General features: G+C 65.5%; 22 protein-coding genes. 3 read left to right on the top strand and 19 right to left on the bottom strand.

The annotated features are described in order from the left end of the window. The first annotated feature begins 9 nt into the window (after positions 1–9). Positions 10–348, top strand: a complete 339-nt coding sequence (locus R3C13_RS06925; protein WP_371310088.1) for a hypothetical protein — start codon at positions 10–12, stop codon at positions 346–348. Here the strand turns inward: R3C13_RS06925 and R3C13_RS06920 are convergent. From R3C13_RS06920 to argH, 7 genes are read right to left on the bottom strand one after another with little or no spacing between them, the layout of a single operon-like run. Further along, entirely contained in the window at positions 345–1,307 is a 963-nt protein-coding gene (locus tag R3C13_RS06920) for an MBL fold metallo-hydrolase (protein WP_371310087.1), read from the bottom strand. The two genes, R3C13_RS06925 and R3C13_RS06920, sit on opposite strands and share 4 nt — an antisense overlap. Before the next feature lie 54 nt (positions 1,308–1,361). Continuing rightward, positions 1,362–3,908, bottom strand: a complete 2,547-nt coding sequence (gene mprF, locus R3C13_RS06915) for a bifunctional lysylphosphatidylglycerol flippase/synthetase MprF (RefSeq protein WP_371310086.1) — start codon at positions 3,906–3,908, stop codon at positions 1,362–1,364. 10 nt (positions 3,909–3,918) lie between these two features. Further along, the gene (locus tag R3C13_RS06910; protein ID WP_371310085.1) at positions 3,919–6,681 is read right to left on the bottom strand and encodes a DUF4175 domain-containing protein; all 2,763 of its coding nucleotides are present in this window, start codon (positions 6,679–6,681) and stop codon (positions 3,919–3,921) included. Further along, on the bottom strand, positions 6,660–7,934 hold the full coding sequence (gene lysA / locus R3C13_RS06905; protein ID WP_371310084.1) for a diaminopimelate decarboxylase: 1,275 nt from the start codon (positions 7,932–7,934) through the stop codon (positions 6,660–6,662). Before lysA ends, R3C13_RS06910 begins: the two co-directional genes overlap by 22 nt. A 9-nt stretch (positions 7,935–7,943) precedes the next feature. After that, positions 7,944–8,195 (bottom strand): hypothetical protein, encoded by a 252-nt coding sequence (locus R3C13_RS06900; protein WP_371310083.1) that lies wholly within the window; start codon positions 8,193–8,195, stop codon positions 7,944–7,946. A 3-nt stretch (positions 8,196–8,198) separates the two neighbouring features. Then, positions 8,199–8,435 (bottom strand): hypothetical protein, encoded by a 237-nt coding sequence (locus tag R3C13_RS06895; RefSeq protein ID WP_371310082.1) that lies wholly within the window; start codon positions 8,433–8,435, stop codon positions 8,199–8,201. A 21-nt stretch (positions 8,436–8,456) separates the two neighbouring features. After that, positions 8,457–9,854 (bottom strand): argininosuccinate lyase, encoded by a 1,398-nt coding sequence (argH, locus tag R3C13_RS06890; protein ID WP_371310081.1) that lies wholly within the window; start codon positions 9,852–9,854, stop codon positions 8,457–8,459. Positions 9,855–9,893: 39 nt separating this feature from the next. Here argH and R3C13_RS06885 point away from each other — a divergent pair, with 39 nt between their 5' ends. Continuing rightward, positions 9,894–10,487: a TlpA family protein disulfide reductase gene (locus R3C13_RS06885; RefSeq protein WP_371310080.1), complete on the top strand. Its 594-nt coding sequence runs from the start codon at positions 9,894–9,896 to the stop codon at positions 10,485–10,487. Here R3C13_RS06885 and R3C13_RS06880 read toward each other — a convergent pair. From R3C13_RS06880 to rpmE, 3 genes are all read right to left on the bottom strand, one after another. Further along, the gene (locus R3C13_RS06880) at positions 10,470–11,201 is read right to left on the bottom strand and encodes a hypothetical protein (protein ID WP_371310079.1); all 732 of its coding nucleotides are present in this window, start codon (positions 11,199–11,201) and stop codon (positions 10,470–10,472) included. The two genes, R3C13_RS06885 and R3C13_RS06880, sit on opposite strands and share 18 nt — an antisense overlap. A 73-nt stretch (positions 11,202–11,274) precedes the next feature. Next, positions 11,275–11,763 carry a thermonuclease family protein gene (locus tag R3C13_RS06875; RefSeq protein WP_371310078.1) on the bottom strand — a complete coding sequence of 163 codons (489 nt, stop codon included), beginning with the start codon at positions 11,761–11,763 and terminating at the stop codon, positions 11,275–11,277. Between the two features lie 136 nt (positions 11,764–11,899). Beyond that, positions 11,900–12,118: a 50S ribosomal protein L31 gene (gene rpmE / locus R3C13_RS06870; protein ID WP_371310077.1), complete on the bottom strand. Its 219-nt coding sequence runs from the start codon at positions 12,116–12,118 to the stop codon at positions 11,900–11,902. Between the two features lie 178 nt (positions 12,119–12,296). Between rpmE and R3C13_RS06865 the strand changes: the two genes are divergently transcribed. After that, positions 12,297–14,129 (top strand): ABC transporter transmembrane domain-containing protein, encoded by a 1,833-nt coding sequence (locus R3C13_RS06865; protein ID WP_371310076.1) that lies wholly within the window; start codon positions 12,297–12,299, stop codon positions 14,127–14,129. 1 nt (position 14,130) lies between these two features. Here the strand turns inward: R3C13_RS06865 and R3C13_RS06860 are convergent, their stop codons facing one another. The 9 genes from R3C13_RS06860 to R3C13_RS06820 all read right to left on the bottom strand — a co-directional run bounded on the left by R3C13_RS06860 (position 14,131) and on the right by R3C13_RS06820 (position 19,700). Next, the gene (locus R3C13_RS06860) at positions 14,131–14,259 is read right to left on the bottom strand and encodes a hypothetical protein (protein WP_371310075.1); all 129 of its coding nucleotides are present in this window, start codon (positions 14,257–14,259) and stop codon (positions 14,131–14,133) included. Positions 14,260–14,358: 99 nt separating this feature from the next. Continuing rightward, complete coding sequence (locus R3C13_RS06855) at positions 14,359–15,840, bottom strand: flavin-containing monooxygenase (protein WP_371310074.1); 1,482 nt, start codon at positions 15,838–15,840, stop codon at positions 14,359–14,361. A gap of 78 nt (positions 15,841–15,918) precedes the next feature. Then, positions 15,919–16,092 carry a hypothetical protein gene (locus R3C13_RS06850; protein WP_371310073.1) on the bottom strand — a complete coding sequence of 58 codons (174 nt, stop codon included), beginning with the start codon at positions 16,090–16,092 and terminating at the stop codon, positions 15,919–15,921. 61 nt (positions 16,093–16,153) lie between these two features. Continuing rightward, entirely contained in the window at positions 16,154–16,969 is an 816-nt protein-coding gene (locus R3C13_RS06845) for an inositol monophosphatase family protein (protein ID WP_371310072.1), read from the bottom strand. Between the two features lie 83 nt (positions 16,970–17,052). Next, positions 17,053–17,724 (bottom strand): thiamine phosphate synthase, encoded by a 672-nt coding sequence (gene thiE, locus R3C13_RS06840; RefSeq protein ID WP_371310071.1) that lies wholly within the window; start codon positions 17,722–17,724, stop codon positions 17,053–17,055. Between the two features lie 43 nt (positions 17,725–17,767). Then, complete coding sequence (locus R3C13_RS06835; RefSeq protein ID WP_371310070.1) at positions 17,768–18,193, bottom strand: MAPEG family protein; 426 nt, start codon at positions 18,191–18,193, stop codon at positions 17,768–17,770. Between the two features lie 17 nt (positions 18,194–18,210). Then, complete coding sequence (locus R3C13_RS06830) at positions 18,211–18,450, bottom strand: DUF1272 domain-containing protein (protein WP_371310069.1); 240 nt, start codon at positions 18,448–18,450, stop codon at positions 18,211–18,213. A gap of 86 nt (positions 18,451–18,536) precedes the next feature. Further along, on the bottom strand, positions 18,537–19,430 hold the full coding sequence (locus R3C13_RS06825; protein WP_371310120.1) for a fructose bisphosphate aldolase: 894 nt from the start codon (positions 19,428–19,430) through the stop codon (positions 18,537–18,539). Between the two features lie 24 nt (positions 19,431–19,454). After that, entirely contained in the window at positions 19,455–19,700 is a 246-nt protein-coding gene (locus tag R3C13_RS06820) for a hypothetical protein (RefSeq protein ID WP_371310068.1), read from the bottom strand. Positions 19,701–19,724: the final 24 nt, after the last annotated feature.

The following is a 19,724-nucleotide window of genomic DNA, read 5'->3' as shown; positions in this document are numbered from 1 at the left end:
GAGGCCGACGTGCAGACCGAAGTCATTGTGGCCATCGTCGGCGCGATCACCACATTCCTGGTTGCGGTCGGCGGCTGGGTGTTTGCCTGGATTCTCAACCGCGACACCAAACGGCGCACGGAACTCGAACGCGAGAATGAACGTCTCAAAGCGAAGACCAGGTCGCTCAGCGATGAAGTCCGAGCCCGGATGGACATGGAAGACACGGCCGTCGAGTGGATCGCCGAACTTGAAGGCCTGACGCAACGCCAGGCGAAACTGCAGCTTCGCGACAAAGCCGAGGGCATCGCCGGGCGGCGCCCACGGATGAGCCCCAGCACGCTCGACGCGGATGCGAATGGCGCCTAGCGCCTCTGCGAATCGCGCAGGTCGCGCATCAGGCCGAAAAGCTCGAGCGGAGAGCTGACGACGCCGTCGCCGCGATATTCCCGGTAAAGCGTATCGACATTGACGGCGATGCGCTCGGCATCGCCCCAGGTTGAGAAGTCGCCGAGCGCGATATCGAACGCCGCGTCGCGAACGCTCATGCCGGCATCGTAGCGCTTGCGGGCCTCGGCATCGACATAGGCAAGATAATCCGCGACGCGCCGCACGCCGTGATTATCCGTAATCGGACCATGACCCGGCACGATGACATCTGCATCCATGGCGATGATCTTCTCGCAGGCATTGATCCAGTTCTTGACAGGCCCAGCCCACATGATGGGCGTGCCGTCGATGAAGAGGATGTCGCCGGTATAAACGGCGCGGTCGCCCGGCACATGGACGATGACATCGCCGCCCGTATGGGCCGGGCCGACTTCATGCAGCTCCACCGCCTTGTCGCCGACTTTCAAATCCATGCGGCCGGTAAAAGTCTGCGTCGGCAGCCGTTCTTCGACGGCGTCGAAGTCGAAGGGCGCGAACACCTCGGCGAAGAACGCCCCTGCGGGCCCGAGCTGCGCACCGGCCTGCTTGAACTGGGCGAGCATGGTTGGCGGCAACTCGGCCATTTCCTTTGCGCTCGCTTCCGAAGCGATGATCTCCGCCTGCGGACAACAGCCATTGCCATGGCAATGATCGCCATTCGCATGGGTGTTCACGATCGTGTCGATGTTGTCAGCCTTCACCCCGGAGGCATCGGCCATGGCGGCGAGCATGTCGCGTGTCAGGTGCATGTCGAACAGCGTGTCAACCAGGAGCGACTGGTCGCCGTCCACGATCAGGCCGGCGTTCGACCAGCCCCAGCCGCCGTCCGGCTGGAGCCAGGCGTACAGCCCGTTGCCGATATCCTTGAGACCGCGGGTAAACTCCCAGCGCTGCGCCATGTCTTCCTCCCGTTTCCCGCATCAAGGCAGGAATGCACCTGCAGCGCAAGGCGCCTATTTGCGGAACATCTGGGCGAGGCCGCCACTGGTGAGGAGCGCCACATCCGCAAGCACCCGCGGCAAGGCACCTGACGTCGGAGCGGCAAGATAGAGCGGCTCCCAGGCCGGGCGGAACTTGTCCTTGAAGGCGCGCAGGCCCTCGAAGCCGTAGACCGCCGAGCCATGCGCGAACACGAAAGCGCCAATGCGACTCAAGGCAGGGGCCAGCCGGTGCGCATCGAGACCAGAGAGCGGTGCCATGCCGAGATCGAAGCGGGCATAGCCCTCCCCTTTCGCCCAGAGCAGGCATTCGGTGAAAAGGTATTCCATGACGCCATGCGGCGCATCCCGGCTGAAGCGCATGAGGTCAATCGCGGCTTCGTGCCTGCCCGCGCCGGGCCAAATATTGGCAAAGGCAATCGGTTCGCCGTTCAGCCGCGCGAGCGCAATGGGGAAGCCGGCAAGATAATCCGGGTCGAACCGGCCGAGGGAAAAGCCTTTCTCGGCGCCGCCATGATGGGCCAGCCAGTCATCGGAAATGGCTTTCAGCTGCTCCATATGTGCCGGCACGTCCTCCGGCGCGAGCATGTCGAAGCTGAGGCCGTCGCGGCCGGCGCGGCGGTGCGACTGGCGCAGGCGCGAACGGTCCGGCCCGTCGAGCGAAAACTCCGCCAGCGGAATGATCGCCGTTTCACCGATCTTCTGGACCGAGAGGCCAAGATCGACTGCCAGCGGCAGGAAGCCGCTGCCGACGCCGTAAAAGGCGATGCTGGCGCCCGCGGCATCGGCAGCTTCGCGGAAGGACCAGACGAGGGACGGGATCTCCGCGGCGAGGCCGACCGGTTCGCCCATAGCGATCCAGGTGCGCCCGCGTACCCCGAACATGATGAAGGAGGCGCGGCTGGGGCTGAAATGGAACTGCTTGTCGCCCATCAGGGCGAGGGCTGCGTCCGGCCTTGCTGTGTCGGCATTGGAGACAATCGCCCGGATCTCCGCGGGAGAGGGAGCGGTTTCTGTCGGCGGTGTCCGCAAGGGGCGCAGCCACGTCAAGGCGAAAAAAAGCAGCGCAAGAACGCTGACGCCGCCGGCTGCGCGCAGGAAGCGCGACGTGCCGCCTTGCAGCGCGACCTGCCACCAGAGCTCGTTGCGGTATTCGACATGCTCGTAGGAGAAGAGGCCGAGCCAGATGGCTGCGCCGATGGTGGCGAGGATAGCAAGCGTCACAGCCGGCGTCATGCGCGCGGCGCCGAGCGGCGTGTCGCGGTAGAATGCCCCGCGGGACAGGGCGAGGACGATCAGCACGGCGAGCAGTGGCAGCGCCTCGCTGATGCCGGCGCCCTTCATCAGGGTGAGAATAATTCCTGCAACCAGCAGGCCGCTGGCGGCGGCCCAGGCATGGGCAAGGCGCCGGGAGAGGCCGTTCGCCACGATGAGCAGGAACAGGCCGGCAATGGAGGCGAGAAAGTGCGAAATCTCGATCACCGGCAAGGGCAGGAAATGCGCGGCGGCTTTCAGCGGCTCCGGCAAGGCAGGCGTCATCGCCGCCGCGAGCATGTAGGCGCCACTGGCAAAGGCGAGGACGCCGAAGAGGACCGGCGCGAAGACGCCCGCGACATCCCCCGCCCCGCGGCTGACACCCCTCAGCGTGGCCGTATGCGCCTGAAGCGCCCCAAGGCCGAGACCTGCGGCAGCGAGCACGAGCGGCAGGAGATAATAGACCGCGCGGAACGCGATCAGGCTCGCGACCAGCGCTTCGATGGGCGCGCCCGGCACCAGCAACAGGATCACTGCTTCGAACACGCCGATGCCGCCGGGCAGGCCGCTGACACCGCCCGCAAGGCAGGCGAGTGTGAAGATGGGCAGGAAGGCGGCAAAGCCGATGTCCGTCGCCTGGGGCAGCAGAATGAACAAGGCCAGGCCCGCTGCCGCCCAGTCGATGAGGCTAACGCCGAGGCGTGCCAGCGCGCCACCGAGGCCGGATGGATGCTCAAGGCTGCGCCGGAGGTGCACACCGACCAGCCCCAGCAGGACGACCCCGATCAGGATGGCAAGCCAGTCCGGCAGGCCGAAATGTACCGGGAACGCCGCAGGCTCGAACACAAGGCCCGCCCCGCTGAGCAGGAGGGCGCCGGCCGTCAGCGAGCGCCGCGACAGGCTGGCAACCGCCTCGCTGTCCGTGGCGGACAGGCCGAGGCGCGTGTAGATCCGTGACCGGATGGATCCGCCGGTCGCCGCGGGAAAGCCGAGCGAATTGCCGAGCGCGTTCGCAGTGAAAGACGGAAAGGCAATCTCCCGCCACGCGCGCGGCCAGCCGAGGTGGCGCAGGACGAGCGCGTCCTTCACCGTGGTCGCGGCATAGCTGACGCAAGTTGCGGCGACGGCAAGAAGGACCGCAGGCAGCGCCAGCACCGCGAACTGCCGGTACACCGCATGCATCGCCAGATGATCGAGCCGCGCATGGATGGCGAAGATCGCGGCGGCGAACGCTGCGAGTGCAAAAAGCGCCGCAAGGCCTGGCCACAATGGGGCGTCAGACTCCGGTTCACGCTCCTGAGTGTCCATCGCTCAGGCCTCAGAATCTTTCGAGCAGGCGGCGGAGGTATTCGCGTTCCTCTTCATCGTCGCTTTCATTGTAGCGGCGGCGAAGTTCTTCAAGAATGTCCTTGGCGCGCTGGCGCTCGGCTTCCTCCGGAATGCGGACGGCGTCGTCATTATTGCCGAGGCCGGTGGCGGGACGCCCGAAGGGATCATTCGACATCTGACCATTATCGCCGCGGCGTTCCTGCTGCATTTCGTCCAGCAGTTTGGCAAGGTTGCGGTTGAGGTCCGACAGGCCCTGTGTGGCGAGTTCCTGGTTACGGGAAGCGCCGCGCTCATTGCCCTGTTCGAGCGCCTGCTCGGCCCGGCGCTGGGCGCGGCGGACGGCATCGAGGGCATCGGGATCGACACGGCCTTCCAGCGCGTCGTCCGATGCGCCTTCGCCAAGGCCCTGTTCGCGGGCGAATCTCTCGACCAGTTCGCCGAGGCGGCGCTGGCGCTCTGCCAGCGAGCCGGTGGCGGGGCCTTCGCCTTCATCCGTGCCGGCGAAGTCATTGGTGCCCGGACGTTCGCCATTCGGGCGGTTGCCCGCGGTCGCACCATCGCCGGCATTCGGATCGGGATTCGTACCGCCCTGTCCGTTCCCGGCCTGCTGACCCTGCTGTTGTCCTTCGCCCTGACCGGATTGTTGCCCCTGCTGCTGACCTTCTCCGGACTGTTGCTGTCCCGACTGCTGGCCGGGCGTTTCGCCGCGTTCCTGCGCCAGCGTGTCGTCGTTCAGCTGGCGCTGTTCGCGCAGGATTTCCGAGAGGCGCCGCATGGCATCGGTCAGTTCCTGTTCCTGCGGCGGCAGGTCTTCATCCGTTTCGCCATCGGCCTGCTGGCCCGGCATACCGGGCATACCGCCCTGCCCGCTCTGGCCGCGCTGGAATTCGAGATTCTGCAGCATGTTGGTGATGTCGGAGAGGAGCTGGCGCGCCTGTTCGGTCGCGCCGGTCTCGGTCAGATCCTGCAGCGCGTTCAGCATATCCTCGAAATCCTGCCCACCGAGCGAGGGCCCGCCGGCCTGCATCTGGCCATCCTGGTTTTCGTCTGGCATTTCGCCGCCATTGGCCATGGCTTCGGCCATCTTGGCAGCAAGGTATTCGTTCGCCGCATCGCGGAAGGCTTCCATCCGCTTGCGGATCTCTTCTTCAGATGCACCATCGCGCAGCGCCTGCTCAAGCGCGCGGCGGGCTGCCTCCAGGCGGCGCAGCGCATCGGCCGCGCTGCCGTACTCTGCCTTGAGCGCAAGCGCCCAGAGCAACGGGTCGACCTGTTCGGCTTCGGATTTGGTGCCGGCGCTTTCGAGCATCCCCTCGGCCATCTTCAGGGTGAAGTAGTAGGCCTGGTTCGGAATGTAGCGCTCGCCGAGATAGGTGACGGAGTCGAGCATCAGGGCGGCGCGCTGGATGTCCGGCGGGGCATGTGCAAGCCGGCCTGCCGCCTCGGTATTGACGGCATCCTGCCGGAGCGCGGAGGTATTCTTGCCCGCCTCGGCATAGTCCCGCGGCTCGCGCAGGACGGTGACGCGCACTTCCTGCGCAACGCGGGCGATAGGATCGAGGAAGAGTTTTTCGGGAAGGATGAAGGGCACCGACTCGCTCGCGCCCTCCTGCCCCGCACCATCGGTAACGACGAGGCGGACATTCACGGGAAGCCCGGCCCAGCGATGGCGCGTCAGATCGACCTGTGTGTGCTCTTTCACTTCCTGCAGCGTGGGCGCGGCGAGTGCAATCGGCACGCGGTCTTCCGCCTCCGGCGCGGCGGGGTGCGGATCGCGGAGGGACAGCGCAAGTTCGGCCTTCACGATGCCGTAGTCATCATTCGCGGTCCAGGAAAACTCGGTCTTGTCCTGCTTGCCATAGGTCGGGATGGAGACGAACTGCACCGTGGGCGGATCGTCCGGCGAGGCAAGGATGGTCCAGGCGGCCCGCTCGCCCCACCAGCGGACAGATACGCGCGTGTCGCCGGCGAGGCGGGCCTTCGCCTCCCAGGCGCCATCCGGCGTTGCGAGGAATTTGTGGCTGTGCCGCCGCTTGCCTTTCAGGATGAGGCGCGGAGCGGTCGGCGCTTCGGTGCGCAGGGTGATTTCGGAGCCGACGGGCACACGGACATCTTCCAGGCCGGGCTTCAGGAAAACCGGCGCGCGGCCGGTATGGTCGGGCGGCGTGACCCAGGCTTCGACCTGCATCTTGTCGGCCCCGACGAGGGATCCGTAGTCCGGCGACAAAGCCCGCGCGAGCCGGCCCGGTCCCTCCCCCGCCGCCAGCACGGCAATGCCGATGAGGGCGAGCGGCAGGACGAAGCGGAGGCGGTAGGGGTCGAGCCGTTTCCATTGCGCCGCGAAGCTGGGCGGCTTCAGCAGGCGGAGGGTCGAGAGCAGCTTCTCCCGGTGGCGCACCCAGAGCGCCTGTGCAGCGGGCGATGGATCGGCCGGCCGGTCTGACAGGGCCGAGACATGGCGCAGCGGCGACTGGTCGTCGAGCGCACGGCGGGCAGCGTCGTCGCCGGGCGGATGGTAGCGCCGGAAGCCCCGGAGGGTGAGGATGACGCCGCCGACAAGGAACAGGAGGGTCAGCACCGCGCCGGCCTGCGGTGGCAGGCGGTCAAACACGCTGGCCAGCGCCATCGACAGGAACAGGATGACGAAGACGAACAGCGGCCAGAAAGCCCGGCCGAGCGCGAGCAGGGTCAGCCGCCGCCGGGTGACGGCGAGCTTGGCCTCTATCGCTTTCAGTCCGTCGGGCTCAGCCAATCGGGCACCTGTTCCAGCTGCAACATCTCTTCCAGCCCCGGCCGGCGGCGGACAATGTCGAACTTGTCGCCATTGACCAGCACTTCCGGCACGAGCGGACGCGTATTGTAGGCAGAAGACAGGACCGCGCCATAGGCCCCTGCTGACATGAATGCGATGAGGTCGCCGGGGCTGACCGCGGCCATGTCGCGGCCGGCGGCAAACTTGTCGGTGGACTCGCAGATCGGGCCGACCACGTCATAGGTCTTGCGGGGGGCATTGGCGGCGGGTTCCGCCACAGGCTGGATCTCGTGATGGGCGCCATACAGCGCGGGGCGCATCAGGTCGTTCATGCCGGCATCGATGATCAGGAAGGTGCGGTCCGGCGCTTCTTTCTCGTAGAGGGCCGTGGACAGCATGATGCCGGCATTTCCCGCGATGACCCGGCCGGGCTCAAGGATCACCTGCACGCCGAGACCGGCGCTGACCTCCGCGATCATGGCGGCATAGGCCGACGGCGGAGGCGGCTCGTCGCTGTCCTTGTAGGGAATGCCGAGGCCGCCGCCGACATCGATGCGGGAAATCTCATGGCCCGCCGCGCGCAGGCGCTGGGCGAGGCCGACGACCTTCTCGAAGGCCGCGCGCATGGGGACGAGGTCGCCGATCTGGCTGCCGATATGGACGTCAACGCCGACGACGCGGATGCCGGGCAGGCTCGCCGCTTCGGCATAAAGGGGTTCTGCCTCGGCCCAGGGCACGCCGAACTTGTCGCCCTTCTTGCCGGTGGAGATGTTGGGGTGGCCGCCGGCGGCGACATCCGGGTTCACCCGGATGGCGATGGGGGCGTCCTTGCCGAGGCCGCTTGCCACCTGCGCAAGGAGACGCAGTTCCCCGGCGCTTTCGACATTGAACTGGTGGATGCCATGGTCGAGGGCGAGTGCCATTTCGCGGGCGGTCTTGCCGACGCCGGAGAAGACGATCCGCTCAGCCGGGATGCCGGCGCGCAGGGCGCGCTCAAGTTCACCGCCGCTGACGACGTCGGCCCCGCAGCCTTCCGCTGCGAGCGTGGCCAGCACGGCGAGGTTGGAGTTGGCCTTGACCGAAAAGGCGATCAGGCAGTCCTGCCCCTCAAAAGCGGCGGCGATCACGCGGGCGTGGCGCTGGAGCGTGGCGGTGGAATAGACGTAACAGGGCGTGCCCACCTCCCCAGCCAGCCGGGAAAGATCCACATCCTCGCAATGCAGGCGCCCGGACCGGTAGGCAAAATGGTGCATGCAGCCCGCCTAGTTCCCGATTTCGCCGAGCCCGCCATCATCGACGGGCGTCGAGGGCTTGGCGTCCGGAATCACGCCGCCCCACTGATTGGTCTTGGGGCCCTCTTCCGGCACGACGGCGGCGACGACCGCGATCGGCTCATTTGCCCCCGGCGCCTTGGCGACCCGGATCTGCGGGCCCGTTGCGCAGGCAGCAAGCACCGGCATGAGGCACAGGCCGGCCAACGCCAGCCCGGCAGGGCGGTTCATTTGTCTCAGCATGGCTTACTCCTCGAGACCGCCCAGCAATTCGTCGTCGGTCCCGGTCTCATCGGCCGTGTCTTCACGATCCGGCAGTTGCGGCAGCGTGGCGCCATCCTGCTTGGGCAGTTCCGCCGGCTCGACATTGCCGGACGGGTCGCCCCAGAGCGGGTCCGGGCGCTTCAGGTCTCCGGTCAGGCCGCAGGCCGGCAGGGTCACGGCGCCGAGGATAAGAGCGGCAATAGCCAGGGGGCGGTTCATGGGGCGGTTCATGGGGGGGCGTCACTCCAGTCCTAATCTCTGCTTCCACTGTGCCACTTGTTCGGCAACGCGAACAGGGCTGGTACCGCCATAAGATGTCCGGGATAAGGCAGACGCCTCAACAGTCAGCACATCGAACACGGCCTGCGTAATGCCTTTATGAACGCCCTGCATGTCGGCAAGTGACAGATCGGAAAGGTCGCTCCCCTGCTTTTCCGCCATCGCGACCAGGGTTCCGGTGACATGGTGCGCTTCGCGGAACGGTAGGCCCAGCTCGCGCACCAGCCAGTCGGCAAGGTCCGTCGCGGTGGAAAAGCCGCGTGCGGCGGCCGCGCGCATGGCATCGGGACGGAATTCGATCGTGGCGATCATGCCGGTCATGGCGCGGGTGCAGAGGTCGAACGTGTCGAACGCCTCGAAGGTGAGGCGCTTGTCGTCCTGAAGATCCTTCGCATAGGCGAGCGGCAGGGCCTTCACCGCCCCCTGAAGGGCAAGGAAATGGCCGGTGATAAGGCTCGCCTTGGCACGGATCAGCTCGGCGGCGTCGGGATTGCGCTTCTGCGGCATGATGGAGGAGCCTGTCGACCACTGGTCGGTCAGCTTCGCAAACCCGAACTGGGGGCTGGTCCAGAGCACGATCTCTTCGGCAAGCCGGGAAAGATGCGTCGCGGCAATGGAGAGGGCCGAGAGAGCCTCCAGCGCGAAATCACGGGCCGAGACGGCGTCGAGCGAGTTTGCCATGGGCCGGGAAAAGCCGAGCGCTTCGGCCGTCATGTCCCGGTCGATGGGAAAGCCGGTTCCGGCAAGCGCCGCCGCACCCAGCGGACATTCATTGAGCCGGAGCGCGCAATCGGTAAGGCGCGTGCGGTCACGCGAGAGCATTTCGACATAGGCCAGCAGGTGATGGCCGAGCGTCACCGGCTGGGCCGTCTGCAGATGCGTGAAGCCCGGCATGATCGTGCCGGTATGCTCCCCTGCCCGGATCACCAGCTCCGCCTGCAGGCCGCCGACGAGACGGGCGGAATTGTCCAGCGCCTTGCGGGTCCAGAGGCGGAAATCGGTGACGACCTGGTCATTGCGGGAGCGGGCGGTGTGCAGGCGCCCGGCCGGCTCGCCGATGATCTCCTTCAGGCGCGCCTCGACATTCATGTGGATGTCTTCGAGTTCGCGCCGGAACGGGAAACTCCCCTCGCGCAGCTCGGTCATGACCGCATCCAGACCGGCCTGGATCGCTTCATTGTCCTCGAAGGAGAGAATGCCCATCTCGGCCAGCATGTCGGCATGCGCCCGGCTGCCGGCGACATCTTCCTCGGCCATGCGCCGGTCGATATCGAGGGAGGCGTTGATTTCCTCCATGATCTCCGACGGGGTCGCGGCAAAGCGTCCGCCCCACATAGTCTGGCCTTTGCCGGTGGTCATGGTCATAACCCTTCGTACTTGTAGAAAGACGTGGAGCCGATGACCCGCTACGCCCTTGCCGGCCTCTTCATGGTCGGACTGATCGCGATTGTCTATGTGCTGATGAGCGCAGGTGCCGGAAAAACCGACACAAATCCCTACGCAAAGTTTGCAACAGGCGCGATGGAGAAGCTGGACTTCACGACCGCCGGAGACCCGGCGAGCGAGTCCCCGTTCCTGACCGCGGACGGCGGCACCGGCAGCCTTGCCGACCTCAGGGGCAAGGTGATCCTCGTGAACTTCTGGGCCACCTGGTGTTCGCCTTGCGAGAAGGAAATGCCGTCGCTGGGCGCGCTGGAAAAGGCGCGCGGCGGCGAAGATTTCGAAGTGGTGGCGATCAGTGTGGATGCCGAAGCCGACCTCGACTACGCCGCCGGGCGGCTGGGCGCGCTGGGGGCTGCCAATATCGCCTTCCGCGCAACGCCGCCGGAACGGGACAATTACGATCTGGTCTATGCGAGTGGCGTGCAGGGCTTCCCGACCTCGATCATCTACGACCGGGAGGGCAAGGAAATCGCCCGCCTGTCCGGCGATGCGGACTGGGCCTCGTTCGAAGCCGTCGGCTTGATCGACGCCCTACTCGAGGGCCGCTGAGGCCAGCTCAACGCGGCTGACCTGGTTGGCAAAATGCAGGACGGGGGCCGGCACCTCGTCCCAGACCGGACCGGCATCCGGCCACATCAGGACCAGAAGCTTCAGTTCAAGGCGCAGATCGCCCGCCTCGTCGTCAAGCCCGTCGGCCACTTCCTGGGCCACGACCGCATAGCCGTAGGCATCCTGATAGGCCCCTACATCTTCGATCCGGTTGTCCAGTGAGACGCCCCGCCGGTATTCCTTGAGGCATTGCTTCATCAGCCAGGCGATTTCCTCAGCAGGCGCACCCTTGCCAGCCTGTGCGCGGAGGGCCGCAGTGTTTTCAGCGACCGTATCCAGAAGCGCCTGCGCATCCTGCGGCGCGGCGCCGGCCTGCAGCATGAGCGCTGCCTCATCGAAGGCGGCGGGGTCGAAGCCGAGGGCTTCGAGGCCGGGCAGTTCACCGGGATCAATCTGGTTCGTGGCGGCGCGGAGCTGGGCGGCAGCCTCCTCCCCTTCCCCGGCGGATGCGAGGGCGAGGGCGGCCCGGACATGCACTTCGATCCGCAGGGCACGCTCGCCCGGCGGCAGCAACAATGCCGGGTCGAGGACCACCGGGGCGGCCTCTTCCTTCGGCGCGGCAAGGTCCGGCCCATCCGGAATGGTCGGGCCACAGGCCGACAGGCCGGCAAGAGATACCAACAGGGCCGCAAGGCGGCTGGGCAGGACGGACATTGGCGGGCTCCCCTTGTACGCCGACAGCTAAGCGCGGCCTGCCGGCTGCTGCAAGTGCTGCAGGCAAAGGGGTCTAGCGGCTGGCCAGGCGCGCAGGCCGGCGGGAGGCGCACCAGTCGGGCTTCGGCGCACCGCCATCATAGTCCCAGGCGGCATGGCTGCCGGCAGCGATCAGGAGCGTCGCAAGATCCTGCCCGTCCACCGACAGGTCTACGACGAGGCGCCGGTAACGGTCGCGGCCATAATCGGCCGTGACGGCCAGATCCTTGCCACGGGTCAGCGACAGGACCGTTTCCTTGGCCCGGTAGCCAAGCTCACGCTCGGCTTCGCATTTCGCGCCGCCGCGCTGGTTCATCGAGCCGGTTTCCGGCGCATCGACATCGTGCAGGCGAAATTTCGTGCCGTCGGCAAGGCGCCCGGAATCGCCGTCCGACCAGTAAGCCGGGCCGGGTACATGGGCCCCGTCGGTCGAGGCCTGCGCTGCAAGCGCAACACCTGCGGCAATCCCGGCCAGCACCGCCGCAGCGATCAGCCAGTCCCGGATGCGGATATTCTGCGCCATCTGCGCCTCCTCGCATTTTCGCGGGAGGCTGAGCGGGACGGCTTAACCAACGGTAAACCGGAAGGGCCCTGGCCAAACAAAAACCCCGGCCGTGCGGGCCGGGGTTCTGGATCTGCCCGTGGCGACGGGGCAGGGCTTAAACGAAGCCCTTGAACTTGTCCTTGAAGCGCGAGACGCGGCCGCCGCGGTCCATCATCTTGCCTTCGCCACCGGTCCAGGCCGGGTGCACTTTCGGGTCGATGTCGAGCACCAGACGGTCGCCCTCGCTGCCATAGGTCGAGCGGGTCTGATATTCGGTGCCGTCCGTCATCACCACGGTGATGAAGTGATAGTCGGGATGACCTTCTTTTTTCATGGCTCTCGCCCTTCCATAAGTCTCATGTCGCCCGGGCCTTGTGGACGCCGCGCTTCGCCTTTAGGGGTGCGCGGGCGGGCCTGCCGCCGGTTCGGAAGTGGCGCGTGTAACTGAAACAGGACCCTTTCGCAAGGGGCCCGCGCACCCGATTTCCACAGTCCCTGAAAAGGCGCTCCGGATGGCTGATACAGAATCCCAGGACGTGATCGATCGCCGGGCCAGCGAGCCCGAAGGCGGCCAGGCTGTGAACCGCCCCAAAGGGCGCAGCCTGAAGCCCTTGACCCTGCTGCTTCCTTATGCGGCGCGGCACTGGCGGACCGTGGCGGTCGCCCTCCTGTTCCTGATTGCGGCCGCGGCGGTCAGCCTGATGCTGCCATTGTTGCTGGGCCGGGCGGCCGATGCCGGCCGGATCGCCGGCGGAGACCCGGAAAAGCTGCTGGCCATTGTAGACCGGTCCTTCCTCTGGGTGGCGGCGGCAGCGATCGTGTCCGGTGTGCTGGGCGCGATCCGGTTCTATTTCGTCTCCCGTTTCGGGGAGCGGATCGCGGCCGACCTGCGCCGGGACCTTTATGCTCACCTGCTGAAGCTGGGGCCCCGCTTCCACTCGAAAATGCGTTCGGGCGAGGCGGTTTCGCGCCTCACCGCCGACATCACCCTGATCGAGACCTTCCTTGGCTCCTCCGCCTCGCTGGCGACGCGAACCCTGCTGACCACAGTCGGGGCCATCGTGATGATGCTGGTGGTGAACTGGAAGCTGGGCCTGACGCTGATCGCCAGCCTGCCCATCGCCATCCTGCCGGTGCTGCTGGTCGGGCGGCGCATCCGCACCATGTCGAACCAGGCCCAGTCACGCCTTGCCGATGCTGGCGCCGAAGCGGCCGAGGCGCTGGACGCCATCGAACTGGTCCAGGCCTATAGCCGCGAAGACAGCCGCCTCGCCGCCTTCTCCCGCGCAGTGGAGGCGACGTTCGATGCCGCAATGAAGCGCATCCGCGCGCGCTCTGTGATGATCGTGATGTTCTCGGTGCTGCTGTTCGGCGGGATGACGGCGATGCTTTGGACCGGGGCGCGCATGGTGGCGACCGGGCAGATCACGTTCGGGGATCTCGCCTCGATCGTGCTCTATGCGATGTATGCAGGTTCCGGCTTCGGCATGCTGGCGGAAGTCTGGGGCGAAGTGATGCGCGCGGCCGGCGCCGCAGACCGCGCGACCGAAGTGCTCAACGCCGAGCCGGAAATTGCGCCGCCGGTCCATCCGGTCGCCCTGCCCCAGAAAATGAGCGGCGCGCTCACGTTCGACCATGTGACCTTCGCCTATGACGCAACCGGTGCCTCGGCGCTGAAGGATTTTTCCCTGACCGTGAAGCCGGGCGAGTTCGTGGCGCTGGTCGGCCCGAGCGGCGCCGGCAAGACGACCGTGTTCCGCCTCGCCCTCCGCCTGTTCGACCCGCAGGCTGGCAAGGTGACACTGGACAGGATTTCCTCGGTCACGGCGGACCCCCGCGAATGGCGCCGGCGCTTCGCCTACGCCCCGCAGGAATCGGCCCTGTTCACCGGTACGGCGGGCGAAAATATCGGTTTCGGTACGGACAATCCTGAAGAGGCCCTGCTGGAACAGGCCGCACGCATGGCCGAGGCGATGGAGTTCCTGTCGGAGAAGGACGGCCTTGCGACCGACCTTGGCCAGAAGGGGCGCAATCTCTCGGGCGGCCAGCGCCAGCGGATCGCCCTTGCCCGGGCGCTGGTGCGCGATGCGCCGGTCCTGCTGCTGGACGAGGCGACGTCCGCACTCGATTCCGAGAGCGAAGCGGCCGTGCGCCGTGCCATCGCGAATGCCGCCGAAGGGCGCACGACGCTGGTCATCGCCCACCGCCTCTCCACCGTGCGCCGGGCCGACCGGATCGTGGTGATGGAGCATGGCGCCATCGTTGAGGAAGGCACGCACGAAGCGCTGGTCGCAAAGGGCGGCCTCTATGCGCGGCTGGCAGAGCTGCAGTTCGCGGAAGGCTGAATCAGCGCCTGGAGCGTTTCATCGAGGTGTCGATGGTGAAACTGAACGCGAGCGAGAGGACCAGCGGCACCCAGATCGGCAATTCACCGAGCCCCGGGGCGCCAACCGCTTCGGCGATGTGATCGTCCACACACCACCATAATAACCACAGCCACATAAAGGCACTCCTTCCTGAGTGCCCCCTACCCTTTCAAGATAGGTCGTCGGCGCTGCCGTTTGAAGGGGGCACCTATTCCGCCGCCTGCAGGGCCGGCTGCTTCTCGGTCGTGAATTCCAGGACACCGTCATCGACGCGGCCATATCTGAGGTTCATCAGGTCCGCGCTGTAGTTCTGGTTCAGCTTCCACGGCTTTTCCGTATGCTGACGGGGGAACTGGTCCATTACCCGCTGGAAATAGCCGGACGAGAAATCGACGAAGGGCTCGGTATGCTCGGGATAGTCCTCAAGGCGCGGCCGTGCCGAGACATAGCCGTTCTGGTCCATGTAACCGATCAGGCGGCAGACATATTCCGAGGTCAGGTCCGCCTTCAGCGTCCAGGACGCATTGGTGTAGCCGAAGGTGCAGGCAAGGTTCGGCATGTTCGACAGCATGACGCCCTTGTAGTTGAGCAGCTTGCCCGGATTCACCTTGACGCCGTCGAGCGAAACGTCGACGCCGTTGAGGAATTGTAGCTGGAGCCCCGTCGCGGTGACGATGACATCTGCCTCCAGCGCCTTGCCGGATTTCAGGCGAATGCCGGTTTCCGTGAACGTGTCGATGTGATCGGTCTCGACACTGGCCGCGCCGGACTTCAATGCGTTGAACAGGTCCGAGTCGGGCACCAGGCACAGGCGCTGCTCCCACGGATTGTAGTGCGGCGTGAAATGCGTCTCGATGTCATAATCCGGCAGTTCTTCCTTCAGCATGCCGAGAAGCCGCTCGCGCGCCTTGTCGGGATGCTTGCGCGTCTGGCGGAAGAAGAATTGCTGCAGGAGGACGTTCCGCCAGCGGATGATGCCATAAGCCCAGGCATCGGGCAGCACGCCGCGCAGCCAGTTGGCAAACTTGTCGACCGCCGGACGCGAGACGACATAGGTCGGCGAACGCTGCAGCATTGTCACATGGGCGGCTTTGTCGGTCATCGCCGGCACCAGCGTCATGGCGGTGGCGCCGGAGCCGATGATGACGACCTTCTTGCCGGAATAGTCGAGGTCTTCCGGCCAGAATTGCGGATGCACAATCTGGCCCTTGAAAGCCTCCTCGCCCGGGAAGTCCGGCCGGTAGGCCGTGTCATAGCGATAATAGCCGCCACACATGAAGAGGAAGCGCGCCGTGGTGTCCGCGCGCGCGCCGGTCTGCGTGTTTTCCGAGGTCACGTGCCAGGCCTGGTCGACGCTCGACCAGTTGGCCGCGACGATCTTCGTGTCGAAGGTAATATGCTCCCGGACATCATATTCGTCGGCGGTGTCGTTGACGTATTTCCGGATCGAGGGCCCGTCAGCGATGGCCTTGGCCTCGGTCCAGGGTTTGAAGTTGAAGCCCAGCGTGTGCATGTCCGAATCAGACCGGATGCCGGGATAGCGGAACAGATCCCACGTGCCGCCAATGGCGCTGCGCTGCTCGAAGATCCTGTAGGATTTGCCGGGGCAGCGTTTGCCGAGATGGACCGCAGCGCCAATGCCCGAAAGGCCGGCGCCAATGATGAGAACGTCTGTGTCTGGCTGGGTCATGTAAGCCAGATTACGTATATTTCCTGATAAATGAAATAGGTGACGCAAGCGTCACGAAATTTTTTGCCGGCGGAGCGGCTATTCCTTTGCTTTTCGGCTCATCACGGCGATCAGCGTGCCGCATACGACCGCACCGATCACGAGCGGAGGGGCGTCTTCCGGTTCGCCGCGCCAGAACTGGACACCGGCATAGGCAAGGCATGCCACTGCCACGATCCCGAGAATGATAAGAGCCGCCGATTTTCCGCCCATCTGTCCCTCCCTGACTGCCGGTCCGGGAAGGATAACCTCAGGCGGCCGGAAGGCCAAATGCTCAGGCAGACTTTCCGAACGCGGCCGCGTGGCGGAGCTGCTTTTCCATGAGCGGGTGCAGGTCTGCATTGGCGGCGAGCGTGTTGCCGGTGGTCAGCACGTCTCCGCCGTCGATTTCCGTCACCACACCGCCTGCTTCGCGCACGAGAACGATGCCGGCCGCAATGTCCCAGGGCTTGAGGCCCCGTTCCCAGAACCCGTCGAACCGGCCTGCGGCGACCCAGGCAAGATCCAGCGCGGCGGACCCATAGCGGCGTATACCGGCTGTCGCAGGCGTCATGGCAGCGATTTCGCGGGCGAAATTTGCATGGGTTTCGCCGGGAATGCCATGCCAGGGCGTGCCGGTTGCGATGACAGCCTCGTTGAGATGGCGGCGGGCGGCAACGCGCAGCTTGCGCTGGTCGAGCCAGGCGCCGCGGCCGGTTTCGGCCCAGAAAATCTCGTTCTTGGCGACGTCGAACACCACGCCGGTCAGCAGTTCGCCTTCCCGTTCGAGGCCGATGGAGACGGCATAGTGCGGCTGGCCGTGGAGGAAGTTCAGCGTGCCGTCCAGCGGATCGACGATGAAGCGGTTGGACTTGTCCGTGCCTTCGACAATGCCGCGCTCTTCCATGACGAAGCCATAGCCGGGGCGGGCCTTCATCAGGTGCGAATAGATGATGTCCTCGGCGCGATGGTCGGCGTTGGAGACAAAGTCCGCCGGCCCTTTCTTGGAGACCTGCAGGTTTTCGACCTCGCCGAAATCGCGCGCCAGAGAGCGGCCAGCCGCGCGGGCAGCGGCGATCATCACGGATCCGACGGGAGAAGGCTTCGACATATCAAAGAGCGTCCGGGCGCAGTTCTTGGCTGGAGAGGGCGCGGCGTAAGCCTTTGTTGCCGAAGGGTCAAGGCGCCGGAGTGTTAATGCGCTGCAAGCTCATCCAGCAGGCGATTGAACGCCATGACAGCCGCCGGGGCCCCGTCAGGATAGTCCCAGACGCCCGAGCTGACAGCCAGGAAGTCCGCACCTGCGGTCACCAGCGGGGCGGCATTGTCCACCGTGATGCCGCCGATCGCGACGCAGGGGAGTTGCATGCTCTCCTGCCATATCTCCAGGAGTTCAGGGCTCGCCGGCACGGTGCCCTCTTTCGTGGAGGTCGGATAGAAGGCGCCGAAAGCGACATAGTCTGCCCCCGCCTCCCCGGCCTGCATCGCCATATGGCGCGAATTCTTGGCGGTTGCGCCAATGATCATGTCCGTGCCGACAATGGCGCGGGCCGCTTTCACCGACGCATCATCCCAGCCGACATGCACGCCATCGGCGCCAAGCTCGACGGCAAGTTCCGGACTGTCATTGATGATGACCGCCACGCCACGGGCCTGCGAAAGCTCCAGCACGGCGGCTGTCACAGCGCGGGTCGCCTCCACGTCGATGGATCCGTCAGGCTTTTTCAGGCGGATCTGCAGGCAGGCGACATCGCCCGCATCGAGCGCGGTTTCGAGCGTGGCGGCGAAATCGTCGACATCGGCGATCTGCGGCGGGGTGATGAGATAGAGGCGCGTGCGCGGGCGGACATAGTCAGTTTCGGTCATGCGCGCCCCAATGCGACGGAACGGGCCCGCCTGCAAGACCGCATCAGCCGCCGGGGCGCGGGCCGAAGAAGAAGACCAGCCACATGATCATCAGCACAAGGTTCGACATCGCGAACAGGCTGAGCCGGATCATGACAATATTGAGCGTGAGGTGCACCCCGCTGTGCAGGGCCCGCAGGCCGACATAGGCCCAGGCGAGCCCCAGCTGCAGCTCCGTCAGGCGCCCGGTCACATAGATCATCAGGCAGATCACGTAGAACAGGACCGGCAATTCCAGGAGGTTCATGTAATTGCGGTTCGGGATCGACGTGCCCGGCGGCACGCGCGCCGATTCCCCGTATTTGAAATCGTCCGCCGTCACATGTTTCGCCCCGGTGGCGCGGAAGCGGGCCAAGGGCACCAGGCCGAGGACGGCGAAAGTCAGCGCGGCCAGTACCCCCATCGGCGCAAGGATCAGATCAATCTGCATACGCCTCCCTCCCGAATTCAGCCGCCGCCCGGCGGATTGAAAACACGTTTCGTGCTCGCGGGATTGTCCGCAAGCGCCCTGCCGCGGCGCATCGGGCGCGGCTCAAGCTCGCCGCGGCAATTGGGACAAACGCCATCCAGCGCGCCATCGGCACAATCCGAACAGAAGGTGCATTCAAACGAACAGATGAAAGCGCCCGCCTCGTCGGCCGGCAGGTCGCAATCGCAGCGTTCGCAGTTGGGGCGCATTTCCAGCATGTCCGCATCCTGAAGCCGGGCGGCATTTGCGGCAAGAAAAAAGGCGGCCCGAAGGCCGCCTTTCCGGAGATCGGAACCGGGCCGGATCAGCCCGCTTTCGAAGCCTCGAAAATGCCGTCGATGGTGGCGGCAAGCGTTTTGTCAAAATCCGCATCCGACTGCTGGGCCGACAGGCCTTCAGTCAGGGCGCGGGAGAAGGACGCGATCATGCCGGTGTTCCGCGCAAGTTTCGCATTGGCGTCTTCGCGGGAATATCCGCCGGACAGGGCGACAACGCGCATGACTTTCGGATGATCGACCAGCGCCTTGTACTGGTTTGCCTTCTCCGGCAGCGACAGTTTCAGCATGACTTTCCGGTCTGCCGCCAGCGCATCGAGCTGCTTCAGGATCTCGGCGAGCAGGAGGTCTTCAGCCTCAGCCTTGTCGGCGATCGTAATGGTCACTTCCGGCTCGATGATCGGCATGAGGCCATGATCGAGGATCTGGTTGCCGACCGCGAATTGCTGGGCGACGACGGCGGCGATGCCGGCCGGATTGGCGGCGCTGATCACCGAGCGCATCTTGGTACCGAAGATACCCTTCTCAACCGCGCGCTCAAGCAGGCTGTCGAGGCCGAGCATCGGCTTCATCAGCTGAACGCCGTCCTTTTCGCCTTCAAGGCCCTGGTCAACCTTGAGGAACGGAACCACGCCGCGTTTCTTCCAGAGGTATTCGGCGGTCGGAATGCCGTCGATGTCGCCATCCATGGTGCGCTCGAACAGGATCGCACCCATGACCTTGTCGCCCGTGAAGGCCGGCGACTTGATGATGCGGGCGCGCATCTCGTGGATCAGCGCGAACATTTCCTCGTCGCCCGAATAGGCGTCTTCCTCGATACCGTAGAGGCGCAGCGCCTTCGGCGTCGACCCGCCCGACTGATCCAGCGCCGCGATGAAGCCCGGCTTGGTGGCGGCCTGCTGGGCCATGTTTGCGTCTACCATTTCGATTACCGTCATTCCTGAACCCTACGTCCCTGCACGAGTGAATTTGCAAAGTTTGCGTTCAAGTACCGTGCCGGTTCCCTGCGTCAACCGCAGCCGGGAGATTCGTTGCAGAATTCCCGGATTCCCAATATTTGCAGGCAACCGCGCCCGATCTTCCGGCCCTGCGGGGAAAATCAGGTGCCGGGCCGTCATGAAACCGGTTGTACTGCAATTGAGAATTTTTCCAGCACGCAACGGCGCGCCAAAAATGTGATCGCTATCATTCATCTGCGCCTGCGCGATTTGCCGCAG

Source organism: Hyphomonas sp., assembly GCF_041398385.1.
GTDB lineage: Bacteria > Pseudomonadota > Alphaproteobacteria > Caulobacterales > Hyphomonadaceae > Hyphomonas.
This window is presented reverse-complemented; position numbering and strand designations above follow the sequence as displayed.